At 64.6% G+C, this 13,640-nt stretch carries 16 protein-coding genes; 10 read left to right on the top strand and 6 right to left on the bottom strand.

Features of this window, described 5'->3' with window-relative positions:
• Positions 1-67 precede the first annotated feature (67 nt).
• Together HFP57_RS00935 and HFP57_RS00930 are read left to right on the top strand one after the other, a co-directional pair.
• On the top strand, positions 68-1,057 hold the full coding sequence (locus tag HFP57_RS00935; protein ID WP_176868013.1) for a hypothetical protein: 990 nt from the start codon (positions 68-70) through the stop codon (positions 1,055-1,057).
• A gap of 1 nt (position 1,058) precedes the next feature.
• Positions 1,059-1,544 (top strand): GNAT family N-acetyltransferase, encoded by a 486-nt coding sequence (locus tag HFP57_RS00930; protein WP_176868012.1) that lies wholly within the window; start codon positions 1,059-1,061, stop codon positions 1,542-1,544.
• Here HFP57_RS00930 and grpE read toward each other — a convergent pair.
• Positions 1,541-2,137: a nucleotide exchange factor GrpE gene (grpE, locus tag HFP57_RS00925; RefSeq protein WP_176868011.1), complete on the bottom strand. Its 597-nt coding sequence runs from the start codon at positions 2,135-2,137 to the stop codon at positions 1,541-1,543. The two genes, HFP57_RS00930 and grpE, sit on opposite strands and share 4 nt — an antisense overlap.
• Before the next feature lie 9 nt (positions 2,138-2,146).
• Positions 2,147-3,190: a heat-inducible transcriptional repressor HrcA gene (gene hrcA, locus HFP57_RS00920; protein WP_176868010.1), complete on the bottom strand. Its 1,044-nt coding sequence runs from the start codon at positions 3,188-3,190 to the stop codon at positions 2,147-2,149.
• A gap of 147 nt (positions 3,191-3,337) precedes the next feature.
• Between hrcA and HFP57_RS00915 the strand changes: the two genes are divergently transcribed.
• From HFP57_RS00915 to hemW, 5 genes are all read left to right on the top strand, one after another.
• On the top strand, positions 3,338-3,754 hold the full coding sequence (locus HFP57_RS00915; RefSeq protein ID WP_176868009.1) for a BlaI/MecI/CopY family transcriptional regulator: 417 nt from the start codon (positions 3,338-3,340) through the stop codon (positions 3,752-3,754).
• Entirely contained in the window at positions 3,744-5,696 is a 1,953-nt protein-coding gene (locus tag HFP57_RS00910) for a M56 family metallopeptidase (RefSeq protein WP_176868008.1), read from the top strand. The genes HFP57_RS00915 and HFP57_RS00910 overlap by 11 nt, the downstream gene beginning before the upstream one ends.
• A 104-nt stretch (positions 5,697-5,800) precedes the next feature.
• On the top strand, positions 5,801-6,514 hold the full coding sequence (gene rph, locus HFP57_RS00905) for a ribonuclease PH (protein ID WP_176868007.1): 714 nt from the start codon (positions 5,801-5,803) through the stop codon (positions 6,512-6,514).
• Positions 6,508-7,134 (top strand): RdgB/HAM1 family non-canonical purine NTP pyrophosphatase, encoded by a 627-nt coding sequence (gene rdgB, locus HFP57_RS00900; protein WP_425500746.1) that lies wholly within the window; start codon positions 6,508-6,510, stop codon positions 7,132-7,134. The genes rph and rdgB overlap by 7 nt, the downstream gene beginning before the upstream one ends.
• Before the next feature lie 4 nt (positions 7,135-7,138).
• Positions 7,139-8,272 carry a radical SAM family heme chaperone HemW gene (gene hemW / locus HFP57_RS00895; RefSeq protein WP_246263238.1) on the top strand — a complete coding sequence of 378 codons (1,134 nt, stop codon included), beginning with the start codon at positions 7,139-7,141 and terminating at the stop codon, positions 8,270-8,272.
• On the opposite strand, the gene HFP57_RS00890 is transcribed toward hemW, so the two are convergent.
• Positions 8,269-9,453, bottom strand: a complete 1,185-nt coding sequence (locus HFP57_RS00890) for a penicillin-binding protein activator (RefSeq protein ID WP_176868004.1) — start codon at positions 9,451-9,453, stop codon at positions 8,269-8,271. The two genes, hemW and HFP57_RS00890, sit on opposite strands and share 4 nt — an antisense overlap.
• Before the next feature lie 12 nt (positions 9,454-9,465).
• On the opposite strand from HFP57_RS00890, the gene rsmI reads away from it, so the two are divergent.
• The 3 genes from rsmI (at position 9,466) to gshB (ending at position 11,662) form a co-directional block, all read left to right on the top strand.
• A complete protein-coding gene (gene rsmI / locus HFP57_RS00885; RefSeq protein WP_176868003.1) occupies positions 9,466-10,305 on the top strand; it encodes a 16S rRNA (cytidine(1402)-2'-O)-methyltransferase in 840 nt (279 codons plus the stop codon).
• The gene (locus HFP57_RS00880; RefSeq protein ID WP_176868002.1) at positions 10,302-10,652 is read left to right on the top strand and encodes a YraN family protein; all 351 of its coding nucleotides are present in this window, start codon (positions 10,302-10,304) and stop codon (positions 10,650-10,652) included. Before rsmI ends, HFP57_RS00880 begins: the two co-directional genes overlap by 4 nt.
• Positions 10,653-10,717: 65 nt before the next feature.
• Positions 10,718-11,662 (top strand): glutathione synthase, encoded by a 945-nt coding sequence (gshB, locus tag HFP57_RS00875; protein WP_176868001.1) that lies wholly within the window; start codon positions 10,718-10,720, stop codon positions 11,660-11,662.
• On the opposite strand, the gene HFP57_RS00870 is transcribed toward gshB, so the two are convergent.
• Genes HFP57_RS00870 through HFP57_RS00860 form a run of 3 tightly spaced genes read right to left on the bottom strand, consistent with a single transcriptional unit; the run spans position 11,659 to position 13,610 of the window.
• Entirely contained in the window at positions 11,659-12,114 is a 456-nt protein-coding gene (locus tag HFP57_RS00870; protein ID WP_176868000.1) for a hypothetical protein, read from the bottom strand. The two genes, gshB and HFP57_RS00870, sit on opposite strands and share 4 nt — an antisense overlap.
• Before the next feature lie 21 nt (positions 12,115-12,135).
• Positions 12,136-13,053, bottom strand: a complete 918-nt coding sequence (locus HFP57_RS00865; RefSeq protein WP_425500745.1) for a tyrosine recombinase XerC — start codon at positions 13,051-13,053, stop codon at positions 12,136-12,138.
• The gene (locus HFP57_RS00860) at positions 13,050-13,610 is read right to left on the bottom strand and encodes a DUF484 family protein (protein WP_176867998.1); all 561 of its coding nucleotides are present in this window, start codon (positions 13,608-13,610) and stop codon (positions 13,050-13,052) included. The genes HFP57_RS00865 and HFP57_RS00860 overlap by 4 nt, the downstream gene beginning before the upstream one ends.
• Positions 13,611-13,640 lie beyond the last annotated feature (30 nt).

Here is a 13,640-nt window from a genome sequence, read left to right as displayed (position 1 = left end):
CATTGCCCGGCGGGCCGTTGGCGGCTACAAATTGCCGACCGGAGTGGGGGTGACGATGGCGAAGGGCTTGAACAGACTTATAGCGGCGATAATCGGCATGGCGGGATTGGCGGTCATTCCGCTTGCGGCCGATGCGCAACGCGCACCCCCGCCGCCGCTGCCCGAAATCCCCGCAACGCCCGTCATGAGCGGGGCGACCTATCCCGATTGCCGCTACGACTATCGCCGGCAGGACGAACCGTTCGACAAGGCAGACGCGACCAATCGCTGCATCGAACGGCTCGACGCCTATCATGCCGAAGTGCTCGCGCCGTTCCGCCTGCGCATGATCGAACATCAGGAACAGATCGCCGCGCTTTACGAATCTCAGGTGATGAACGATTTCGATTACACCCAGGAACAGGCCGATGGGTTCTTCGCCGCCATCACCCAGGAGCATGAAGATTCGAATCCCGATGGCCGGCACATGGCGACCGCGCGGGAGATCGAGGTGCGCTATCAGGAGGACCGCGCCTTCCTCCAGGAGCGTTTCTGCCGCTATTCCGGCACCTGCGCCAATTATCAGCGTACGACGGAAACCGCCGAGCGCGACCGCGCCGACGGAACGGAGCAGCGCGCTCGCCGCGAAGAAGAAGAGGACGGCAAGAACGCCTGCGATACGGAACGGGCCGGCGGGGGAATATTGGGGGGCATCCTGGGGGGTGTGCTGGGAGACGCAGCCGGCATCGGCGCCGTCGGCGGTTTCATTGCCGGCCAGTTTGCCGGCGTGCTGGTCGCGGAGATTGCGTGCCAGCTCGAGCCCGAAGAACAGGAGCGGATGGCCGAAGCGACCGAGGAGGTGACGCAGCAGGAAGAGGTCGGCGCGACCGCGAGCTGGGCCAGCCCGACGCGCTCCGATGTGTCCGGGTCGTCGACGGTGACCGCCCTCACCTCGCAGCCCAATGGCGCCAGCTGCATGGATGTCACCGATGTCGTCATCGTCAGCGGCGAGGAAACGCGGGTCTCGAAGCGCATGTGCCGCGGGCCCGGAGAATCCCGCTACACGCTCGCGGCATGAAATGGCGCCGCTGATCCGCGCGTTCGAGCCCAGCGATAGCCGGGCTTTTGCCGATCTCAACCTCGCCTGGATCGAGGAGGAATTCGAGATCGAGGATTCGGATCGCCAGCAGCTCGACGATCCCCAAGCCTCGATCATCGCCAAGGGCGGACGGATCGTGATCGCCGAAATCGACGGCGAGGTCTGCGGCTGCGGCGCGGTTGTTCCCGCCCATATCCAGCCGGTGGCCGGTGAATATTATGTCGAGATCGTCAAGATGGCGGCGAAAAAGGGTATGCGCGGCCACGGCATCGGCAGAGCGGTGATGGCGCGGCTTCTCGACGAGGCGCGGGCAATGGGCGCCGATGGGATATGGATCGAAACCAGCGACCGGCTGCCGGCCGCCAACCGGCTCTATCGCTCGGCGGGTTTCCGTGAACTCCACCGCGACGAATTTTGGCAGACGCCCTACAATCGATGCAATACGCAGCTCGTGATGGAGCTTTAGTCCGGCTTTTTCGCCACGCCGACCAGCGCCGGGCGGAGTAGCCGATCCTTGATCATGTAGCCGCGCTGCATCTGCTGGACGATGATACCGGGTTCGGCTTCGTCGCTCGGAATCTCGACCATCGCCTGATGCCGGTTCGGATCGAGTTCCTGGCCAACGGCTTCGACCGGTTCGATGCCATGCTTGCCGAACACGGTCGCCAGTTCGCGTCCGGTCGCTTCGAGCCCGGCCACCAGCCCCTTGAACTTCTCGTCGTCGCGCAATTCCTGCGGAATCGCGTCGAGCGCGCGTTCCAGATTGTCCGCGACGGACAGGATATCGCGGGAGAAGCCGGTCGCCGCATAGGCGCTGGCATTCTGCTTTTCCTGTTCGAGCCTGCGGCGCGTATTCTGCTCCTCGGCCTTGGCATACAGGACCTCCTGCTTCGCCGCGGCGAGCTCTTCTTCGAGCCCGGCAATCCGGTCGGCGTCCGATTGCGGTTCGCTATCGTCGCCTTCGGTATCACGCATGCTTTCGGGAACGCCTGCCAGTTCGGCCTCGGCCTCTTCCGAAAGGGTTTCGCTATCGGTTTTTTCGGTCTTTTCGCCGTCCATTGTTCTCATTCAGCTCACTAATTTCGACAGGGTTTTCGCAGTGAAGTCCACCATGGGAACGACTCGCGCATAGTTCAAGCGTGTCGGCCCGATTACGCCGACCACGCCGACCACCTGTCCGTCCCCGTCATGATAGGGCGCGGCGATGACGGAGGACCCGGAAAGCGCGAAGAGCTTGTTCTCCGATCCGATGAAAATCTTCATGGCCCGGGCATCGCGCGCATGATCGAGCAGCTGGGCGATTTCTTCCTTACCCTCCAGCTCACCGAGCAAATGCCGGACGCGATCGAGATCGGCCGCCGCTGTTTCATCCAGCAGATTGGCCTGTCCTCTGACGATCAGCACAGGGCGCGACGCGTTGTCGCGCGACCAGGTTGCAAGGCCGCGGGCGATGAGGTCCTGCGCGGCCGCGTCGAGCGCCGCCTTGCCGCGGCCGATTTCTTCCTGGAGACGTGCTGTGGCCTGTTCGAGCGTCAGGCCCGACAGGCGCTGGCTGACATAATTGGCCGCCTCGTTGAGCGTCGATGCCGGCACCGGATGCGGCAGATCGACGACCCGGTTTTCGACCGAGCCGTCGCCGCCCACGAGCACGGCAAGCGCCTGGGTTTCAGATAGCGACACGAAGCCGAACTGGTTCAGCACGGGTTCCCGCTTCGCCACATGGACGAGGCCCGCACAGGCCGAGAGGCCGGACAGCGCGGCCGTCGTATTGGCGACCGCTTCCTCGACCGGCCCCACTCCGCCGATCTGCGCTTCGATCGCCTGCTGTTCGGCAGCCGTCAGCTGTCCCGCCTGCATCATGCCGTCGACGAAAAGGCGCAGGCCCGTTTCGGTGGGCATGCGGCCGGCGCTGGTATGCGGCGCGGCGAGCAGATTGAGTTCTTCGAGATCCTGCATGACGTTGCGGATCGATGCCGGCGACAGGTTGAGGCCGGACATTTTCGAGATCGTCCGCGATCCGACCGGCTCGCCGCTGTCCAGATATGTCTCGACCACCGTGCGAAACACGTCGCGCGCACGTTCGGACAATTCGGTGACATTCGGGCCGGCCATGGGCGCGATGTAGAAACTCCAAGGCAAAACCGCCAGTCCCGCCCCACCATGCCGTTCGTCGTGCCCAGCATGTCGTTGGTCGACAGTTGAGTAACGACACTTGCCGTAAATACGCGGAATCGGTAAGGAAGCGCGCGAAACGTGTCTATGACAGACGGTAATACAACCCTGCCCCCGCCTTCCGAGGCCGAAGCGGAAATCCTCCAGATAGTCTGGGAGCGGCAGCCTGTTTCCGTGCGCACCGTGCATGAAGAGATCCGGCAGATCCGGGACGTCGGCTATACGACCGTTCTCAAACAGCTCCAGCGGATGCTCGACAAGGGGCTTGTCGATCGCATCCCGGGCAAGGGCAAGTCGTTCGACTATGTTGCGACGCAACCCGCATCCGAAACGCGAACGACCTTGCTGAATCGGCTCGTTCGGACCGTTTTCGGCAATTCCAAAGCCGATCTCGTCATGCATGCGCTGGGCCGCGACGATGTGTCGGCCCGCGAAATAGAACAACTCAAGGCTTTCATCGCTGAACTGGAAGCCGAACAGGGGGAAGAAGAGGATGCGCGTTAACCCGAGCGTGTTGGTCGACAGCCTGGGCTGGGCCCTGCTGCACAGTATTTGGCAGATCGCACTTGTCGCCGCGTTAGTATTCGTCGCGCTCCGGATCATTCCGCGCCACAATGCCCAGCTGCGGTTCATCAGCGCCTATGGCGGACTTGCGGCTACCCTCCTGCTTTTCATCGTCACTTGGGTCCTGTGCTACCGGACCATCGGCGCGGCCGAGACCATCGCCGTTTCCGGGTACGTTCCCCCGGCGCAGGGCTGGCAGGCGTTTGTCGAGACTCTCGGCCGCACGACCTGGTTCATCAGCCTCGTCTGGGCGCTCGGCTTCAGCTGGCTCGGCGTCCGCTATATCCAGTCGCTGCGCGCCACCTCGCGGCTCAAGCATGAAGGCACCGGCCCCGTTCCCGCCGATTGGGAAATGCGGTTCCGGCTCTGGGTCGAGCGGTTGGGCGCCGATGCGCGCGCGACGATCCTCCAGTCCTCGCGCATCACCACTCCGCTGACGATCGGAACGCTCAAGCCCATCGTTCTCGTGCCCACGGGCTTTTTCCTGCGCCTACCGATCGATCAGGCCGAGGCCATCCTTGTCCATGAAATCGCGCATATCTGCCGCCAGGACTATCTGCTCGGCCTGATCCAGGCGATGATCTGCAACATCTTCTTCTTCCATCCCGCGATCGCCTATCTGTCGCGCCAGATCGATATCGAACGCGAATATGCCTGCGACGCCCGGGTCGTGGAGGAAACGGGCAACAGCAACGCGCTCGCCCAGGGCCTCGGCAAGGTCGCACTGGAAAGCCGCGACATGCTGCCCGGTTTCGCGATGGCGGCCGAAGGCCGGCACACCCCTCTGATGAATCGTATCACGCGGCTGCGCGAACGCCCGTTCCGCCGCGAAAGCGGCACGACGATGCCCGCGGCGGCGTTGACGCTCGTGCTCGCGGGATGTCTCACGATCGCGGCATCGGCCGATGCATCCTTCTCGTCGACGACGTTCAAGGACAGCGACGGCAAGGATGCAGACACGGATACGGGTGAAGCAACCGAGATCGTGCCGGAAATCGAAGTCGCGCTTGCGGAAGCGCCGCCCAGCGAAACGCCGGAGGTACGGCCATCGCGCGAAGGTGGGACGTCGGAAGAGTCCGCAGCGAAACGTCATGAGCGCGACGCTGACGATCATTGGGCCTCGAGCGATCCGCAAGGCTGGTCCTTCGACGCCGAGCCCGGATGGACTTTCACCTTCCGGGGATCCGGCAATGATTCTCGGAAGAGCGGCAACGCGTTGTTCCAGCCTGTGGTACTGCAGCAGGACAGTGGCCTGTTGCGCAACGCCGTGCTGCAAACAGCGGTTTTCGAACCGCGCGTCGAGGAAGAGAATCAGGAATGCGAGGACAAGGACGAGCTGATTGCGGACCGTCGCCAACGCTCTGAGGATCGGCGCCAACGCGCGGAAGACCGGCGCACCGCACGGATAGAACGCGAAATGGCGCGCCGTGAGGCTGCGCTCGAACGCGAGGAGGCCCGGATCGAGCGGGAAATGGCGCGTGAGGAAGCGCGGCTGGATCGCGAGATGGCGCAAGTCGAAAGACGGATCGAACGCGAAATGGCGCGGGTCGAACGTGAGATGGAGCGACTGGGCGAAACCCATAACGCGAACTTCGAACCCCAAATGGCGCAACTCGCCGTCCGTATGACGGCGCTGAGCGGCGAATTGGAACGCCGTGCGGAGCGCCATGCCGAGCGGGCCCAGGCACTGGCCGAACGCGCCCAGGCACGCGCGGAACGTACCGCCCGCCGGTATCGCCATTCCGCGCCGGTCGCGCCGGAACCGCCCGAGCCGCCGACGCCGACGATCACGATCAGCTTCACCATCGACGCTATCCCGGAAGAAACCGAAGCCCTTGCATCGACGCAGGCCGTCGCGCTCGCGAGCGCCACCACCGGCTGACGCTCCCCTCCCACCGGATGCCCACGCTCGCCGTCATTCGGCTGGACGAGCGATGCCCCGCGCGATAGGGGCGGACCGACACATTCCAGAAGGACATATGCTTTATGCGCCCATCCGGCCGCGCGCCCGATCAAATGCGGGCTATTACGATCGAACCCGGCTTTACCAAACATGCCGAGGGCTCCTGTCTGATCAGCTTCGGAGAGACGCGCGTACTCTGCACCGCCAGCATCGAGGATCGCGTACCGCCTTGGATGCGCGGTAAAGGCAGCGGCTGGGTCACCGGCGAATATGGGATGCTCCCGCGCGCAACCCATACCCGCGGCAATCGCGAAGCGGCTCGCGGCAAGCAGTCCGGCAGGACCCAGGAAATCCAGCGCCTGATCGGCCGTTCGCTACGCGCCGTGACCGATCTCGACAAGCTCGGCGAGCGCCAGATCACCGTCGATTGCGACGTGATCCAGGCCGATGGCGGCACCCGCACCGCGTCGATCTCCGGCGGATGGGTCGCGCTCAGACTGGCGGTCAACGCGTTGATGGCTGGCGGCAAGCTTGAAGACGATCCGATGACCCAGAAAATCGCGGCAATCTCGTGCGGCATCTATAGCGGCGAACCGGTTCTCGATCTCGATTATGCGGAAGATTCGAACGCCGGTGCCGACGCCAATTTCGTGCTGACCGGCGACGGCAATATCGCCGAGGCGCAATGCACGGCCGAAGGCGAAACCTATGACGAGGAAGCGCTGCTGCGCATGCTCCGCCTCGCGCGCATCGGCTGCACCGAAATCTTCGCGGCGCAGGACGCCGCCATATCGTGAGCCGCAGGCTCGAACCGGGAAAGCTGGTCATCGCCAGCCATAATCCGGGCAAGGTGCGCGAAATCGCAGACCTGCTAAAACCGCACGGCATGGAGGTGGTCAGCGCGGGCGAACTCGGCTTGCCCGAGCCCGAGGAGACGGGCACGACCTTCGCCGAAAATGCACTCATCAAGGCGCGCGCAGGCACAAAGGGCTCGGGTCTTGTCGCACTGGCCGACGACAGCGGATTGTGCGTCGACGCGCTGGAGGGCGCGCCGGGCGTCTACACCGCCGACTGGGCGGAAGCGCGCGCCCATGAGGGCGGCCCGGGTCGCGACTGGTACATGGCGATGGGCAAGGTCGAAGGAAAACTGGCCGAACAGGGCCCCGATACCGATCGGAGCGCCCATTTCGCCTGCACCCTGGCTCTGGCCTGGCCCGACGGCCATAGCGAGGTATTCGAAGGGCGGGTCGCCGGACATCTGACCTGGCCGCCGCGTGGAACGCTGGGTTTCGGCTACGACCCAGTCTTCGTGCCCAACGGCCATAGCCGGACGTTCGCCGAAATCGATCCGGACAAAAAACATGCAATCAGCCATCGGGCCGATGCTTTCGCCAAGCTTATCGCCGCAGTATTCTGATCCGATGACCGGCTTGGCGCTCTATATCCATTGGCCATTTTGCGTTTCCAAATGCCCCTATTGCGATTTCAACAGCCATGTCCGCGACAGCGTCGATCAGACGGCATGGCGAGAAGCGCTTTTGGCCGACATGGCGCATGAGGCGGCGCTGACGGCGCGAGCAAAACTGACATCGATCTTCTTCGGTGGCGGAACGCCATCGTTGATGCCGCCGTCCACGGTTGCCGCCCTGATCGCTTCCGCCGAACGGCATTGGGGCTTTGCCGAAGACATCGAGATCACGCTCGAGGCGAACCCCTCTTCGGTCGAAGCCGCGCGCTTCGCCGACCTCGCCGCGGCGGGGATCAACCGCGTATCGCTCGGACTGCAATCGCTGGACGACAATGCGCTGCGCTTTCTCGGGCGCGCTCATGACGTATCCGAAGGATTGGCGGCGCTCGAAACCGCGCAGACGGCGTTCGCGCGGACAAGCTTCGATCTCATCTATGCGCTTCCCGGGCAGGATGCGGACGCTTGGGAAGCCGAACTCAGGCGAGCCCTCGATTTCGGAACCGGCCATCTTTCGCTCTATCAGCTAACCATCGAACCCGGGACGCGGTTCGCGACGCTCGCGGCGCGCGGCGAACTCGGCGAGGCCGAACCCGATGACGGAGCGGTACTGTACGAGCTGACTCAAGACCTGACCGAAACCGCCGGCCTTCCCGCCTATGAGATATCGAACCACGCCCGGCCGGACGAGGAAAGCCGCCACAACCTTACCTATTGGCGCTATGAGCCCTATGCCGGAATCGGCCCCGGCGCGCATGGCCGCCGCAATTGCTCCGCAACCACCCGCCACAGAAAACCGGAGAACTGGATGTCCGCCGTCGATCGCAACGGCCATGGACTGCAGGCAGAAGAAGCGCTTTCGGACTACGATCTGGGCGCGGAAAGGCTGGTGATGGGCCTGCGGCTGACCGAGGGCGTGGCTCGCGATCGGCTGCCCCGGGAATTGCTCGACGAGGCGGCAATCGAGCGGCTGACGGCGCATGGTCTGCTCCGGTCGGATCCGAATTGCCTGGCCGCCACCGCAAACGGTCGGCTCGTGCTCAACAGTGTGCTCGCCGAGATCGTCGCCGACGAGAAAGCGGCGGCCTAGCCGCCAAAGCCGCTCGGCGCAGGCGATACGACCGTAAAGCCGCTGGGCCGGATCTGCTGCACCTCGAGCGCACGCTCGGCAACCCCGTCCTGGCCGAACCGGAACGCTCCGTCGACACCCGAAAAACCGCCAGTGTCCCGCAACTCGCGTAACGGGAAGGGCCGGTCGATCGACCATTCCCGGGCGATGCGAACGACAAGCAGCGCCGCGTCATAGCCAAGGCTCGACAGGCGATAGGGATCGGAGCTGAAGCGCGAGCGGTACCGGTCGGTCAGCGTGTTGAACATCCGGTCCGAAACACTGGCGAACAGCGCCCCGTGCATCGCCGGGTCGCGGGCCAGGTCGGGCTGGTTGTTCCATAGCTCGGTGCCCAATATCTGTGCCTCGGTCGCGCCGCGATCGCGGAGCATTTGCGCCGCCTGTCGCGCGGTCGAACCGCTGTCGGCGATCAGCACCGCGTCGAATTCGCCTTCCCCGTTGAGCTGGGTCACCGCCAGCTGCAGCGACCGGCGCGAACGCGCATAGGTGCGCGTCGCGACCAGGGTTCCGCCATTGGCGCGAACCGCCTCCGCGAACGCCGCGGAAGCGCGCTGGCCGTACAGGCCTTCGGGAATCAGCGCAGCGAAACGCCGTGCCCCCTCGCCCGCTGCATAGCTCGTGACCCGGGCGATCGACTGGGCGGGCGTGAAGCCCATCAGATAGGTGCCGTTCCCCGCAACGCTCGTATCGTTGGAAAAGGCGATGACGGGGACGCCGGCGCTGCGCGCCACGGGCGCCGTCACGCGGACATTGTCGGCCAGCAGGGGCCCGAGGATCAGCCGGCTGCCATCGGCAAGCGCCCGGTTCGCGGCATTCCTCGCACCGCCCGAGCCGGCCGTGTCGTAGGTCGTGATGCGCACCCCTTCCCCGCCCGTGTCGAGGATCGCCATGTTCGCCGCGTTGGCGATCGACTGGCCGACGCCCGAATTGTTGCCCGATGTCGGCACGAGCAGCGCAACGCGGCGCAACCCGTCTTCCGGGATCCCGGTCGTGATATCGGGTTGGGTTGGCGGCGGCCTGTCGTCGGGCCGCCCCGAACGCGGCAGGATCGCTTCGCACCCGGCCAGGGTCAGCGCCATGAAGACGATGCCGAACCGGAAAAGGACCGAGTGACGTTGCCCCGGGTGCCGCTGTGATGCCATGACGAGAATCCTATGAACGATACGCTACTTCCCGGCCTTTATATCGTCGCCACGCCCATCGGCAACTTGCAAGATGTGTCGCGGCGGCAGGAAATGGTGCTGCGTCAAGCGGATATCGTCGCAGCCGAAGACAGCCGGGTCACGGCGAAATTGCTGAACCATCTGGAGATCAGGAAACCGATCACCGCCTATCACGATCACAGCGCAGATGCGGTGCGCGCCAAGCTCGTCGAACAAATGGGCGACAAGGCGGTCGCGCTGGTGTCCGACGCCGGTACGCCGCTGATCTCGGACCCGGGTTACAAGCTCGTGCGCGACGCGCGTGTTGCGGGCCATCTTGTCACCACCATTCCGGGGCCTTGCGCCGCTGTCGCAGCCCTGACTCTGGCCGGGCTGCCGACCGACCGGTTTCTGTTCGCCGGTTTCCTGCCGTCCAAGGCCAAGGCGCGCGCCGATGCAATCGCCGAACTCGGCGCGGTGCGCGCTACGCTGATCTTCTATGAAACCGGGCCGCGGCTCGCCAAGGCGTTGAATGCACTCGCGGAAGGCCTTGGCGATCGCGAGGCCGCGGTGGCGCGCGAGATCAGCAAGGCGTTCGAGGAAACGGTCAACGGCAGCTTGTCGGAACTGGCTGCCCGTTATGCCGACGCGCCGCCCAAGGGCGAGATCGTGATCGTGATCGGCCCGCCTGGCGACGCAGAAGCGACGAGCGAGACCGATATCGACGCTGCGCTCGCGGACGCGCTGGAACGGTTGCCGCCGGGCAAGGCAGCCCGCGAGGTTGCGAAAGCCCTCAAGGTTTCGAGCGACGGCCTTTATGAACGCGCGATGGCGCTCAAAGCCGGTGAATGAACCGCGCCCGCGCCGAACGCAGCGGACGGCGCGGAGAGACAGTGGCTGGCTGGTATCTGCGCCTCAAGGGCTATCGGATATTGGCGCGCCGCCAGCGCACGCCGCGCGGGGAGATCGATCTGGTCGCCAAGCGCGGCCGCACCATCGTCTTTGTCGAAGTGAAAACGCGCGCGACCCCGGAAGAACTCGACTTTGCAATCGACGAATATCGATTGGAGCGGGTGGCCGCGGCGGCCGAGATATTGGCTCCCAAATTCGCCGGCCATGGCGAGGATATCCGTATCGACGTGATCCTGACCGCACCGGGGCACTGGCCGCGCCATATCGAGAATGCTTGGATGGGATAAAGCAGGACTCTATTGAATGCGCGCCGACCGCCGCTATTGCCTGAAGCCCTGACCAGGAGAAACGCATGCCTCTCAATGTCGCGATCCAGATGGATCCTATGGAAAAGGTCAATATCGCCGGGGATTCGAGCTTTGCGATCATGCTGTCGGGGCAGGCGCGCGGCCACCGGCTCTGGCATTACGACGTCAAGCATCTGAGCTATGCGGCCGATGGCGCGTTGAAGGCGCGCGCCCGGCCGGTCACCGTGCAGCGTGTCGAGAGCGATCACTACGAGTTCGGCGACTGGGAGACGATCGACCTGCGCGGCGATATCGATGTCGTGCTGATGCGGCAGGACCCGCCTTTCGATCTGAGCTATATCACAGCCACGCACCTGCTCGAACGGATCCAACCCGACACGCTCGTGGTCAACGATCCGGACGCGGTGCGCAACGCGCCGGAGAAAATCTTCGTTCTCGACTTCGCCGAGTTCATGCCGCCGACGCTGATCACCCGCAGCCTCGACGATGTCCGCGCCTTCCAGCGCGAGCATGGCGAGATCGTCGTCAAACCGATTTACGGCAATGCGGGCACGGCGGTGTTCAAGCTCGATCCCGATGACGGCAATCTCCCTGCCCTCACCGAACTGTTCAGCCAGGTCTGGGTCGAACCGTTCATGGTCCAGGCTTTCCTTCCGGACGTCAGCCAAGGCGACAAAAGGATCATCCTGGTCGACGGCGAACCGACAGGAGGCGTCAACCGGCTCCCGAAAAAGGGCGAAATCCGGTCCAACTTCGCGGTCGGCGGATCGGGAGCGGCGTCCGAGCTCACACCGCGCGAACTCGAAATTTGCGAGGCGCTGGGGCCGGAGCTCAAGAAACGCGGCTTGCTCTTTGTCGGCATCGACGTGATCGGCGGCTATCTGACCGAGATCAACGTCACTTCCCCGACCGGCATCGTCTCGATCGACGCGTTCAACGGCACCGATACCGGCGCGAAAATCTGGAACGCGATCGAAAGCAAGCTCTAATAGCGGAAATCGCTCGCGATCAGCTTCTTCCAGCGCGCCTGACGATGCTGGTAGAACTCCCGGACGATAGGCTTGGCAATCGGGTTCAGCACGCCGGCGTCGAAATCGAGCTCGTCGGTATACCGCGTGCGCCCATCCTCCATCGGCTCGATATAGATCCAATGATCCCATTTCCGGAAGAACCGGCCGCTGCCGTTATCGCGCAGGATGCGCGTATCGCCGCGCGGCGGCGGGAACTCGATGCCGATCGTCTGTGAGCCAAGCGGCACCGTTCCGAAACCCCGCATCGCGACTTTGTAATCACCTTCGGCCCATCTTTCGGGAAACTGCGGAGGCTCGATCGGATCGAAGGCGATCCGGCCGCGTGTCACATAGTTGAGCAACCGGGATGTGTTCGCTTCTTCCCAGACACGGTCGGCCGGGGCGTCGAAAATCGAGGAAATCTTGATCATCGGCACGGCAAGTCCTTTCCGTCAGGCGCGCGGATGGGAGTTGCGATAGACGTCGAGCAGATGTGCCGCGTCGACCGATGTGTAGATTTGCGTCGAACTGAGGCTGGCATGGCCGAGCAGCTCCTGGAGCGAGCGGAGATCGGCGCCCCGCGCCAGCAGATGCGTCGCGAAGCTGTGGCGCAAGGCATGCGGCGTGGTCTTGCCCGACAGGCCCAGCCGCGCACGCGCGCCACGCACTGCGCGGCGCACGATATCGCTCCCGAGTGCGCCGCCCCGTGCACCGCGGAACAACGGATCGTCCCGACCGATCGCGTAGGGACACAGCTTCACATAATCCTCGATCGCCTCGCGCACCTTGTCGAGCAGCGGCACGATCCGGGTCTTTTCCCGCTTGCCGGTCACCGACAGCGTTTCGCCGAGCGGCAGGACGGCACCCGTCAGACCCAGCGCTTCTCCAACCCGCAGACCCGCGCCATAGAGCAGCAGCAACACCGCCCAATCGCGTGCCGCTATCCAGGGTTCTTCGGCCTGCGCGGCGACATCCTCGGCCAGCGCGACGGCCTCGTCCGGCGCCACGGGGCGCGGCACGCCGGGTTTCAGTTTCGGCCCTTTGACACGCGGGACCGCCGCCTGTTCGCCAGCCCGTTCGGCGGCAAAGGCGAGGAAACCGCGCAAGGCGGACAGTTCGCGCGCAGTCGACCGGTTGGCCAGGCCCTCGTTACGGCGATGTGCCAGAAACGCCCGCAGATCGGGCGCATCCAGTGCGCGAAGCGTTGCGCCGGTGACGGCCTCTCCCCGATGCCGGCCGAGAAAGGCGATCAGCCGGTGTGCGGCTGCCACATAGGCGCGGATCGTATGCGGAGAGCGCCGCCGGTCGCGGCCGAGATACGCCGCCCACTCCCCGGCAAGCGCGGTCGCCGGATGGGCGTCCGGTGTCAGGGCAGCAGCCACCGGCCCAGAAGCCGTGCGAGGCTATCGCCGAGAAAACCCAAAAGCTCGGCGCCATGATGCGTTTCCATACCCTGGCTGTCACGCTGACCGAGCGCCAGCAGGCCGGACGGCAATGGCGCGTCATTGTCGAGGCGCACAAGCGCTTCGGCGCGGACATAGTCCGAGGCTGGACCGAACAATGGATGCCCGCGCTCGCAATCGCGCAGCACGACGCCCGCCATGTCGGTGGCCGCCTTCTCGATCAGCCGGCGTTCGACGAACTGCATGCCGGCAATATCGGCGCGGACGCCCCGCTCGCCCACATAGAGCGCGAGACTGACCGCATCGACGCCGAGAATGTCGGGCCATTGCTGCGTCACGATGTGAAGGAGATGGTCAAGCCCTTCCGCGGAAATCGCGGCGAGTACGGCATCGTGAATCGCCGCCGTCGCGCCCGAATGCCCCCGCGCAAAGGCGAGCAGGTCGCGATTATCCTCTTCGGCCTGCGCCACCCGGCGCTGCAATTGCGCGACCGCGCCCGTCTCAAAATCGATCACCGTCCCCATGGCACAGATTCTACCGCAAACATGGTTAAG

Origin of the sequence: Parasphingopyxis algicola (genome assembly GCF_013378075.1) — a bacterium.
Lineage (GTDB): Bacteria > Pseudomonadota > Alphaproteobacteria > Sphingomonadales > Sphingomonadaceae > Parasphingopyxis > Parasphingopyxis algicola.
The sequence above is the reverse complement of the archived record's forward strand: the minus strand, read 5'-3'. Positions and strand labels throughout refer to the sequence as shown.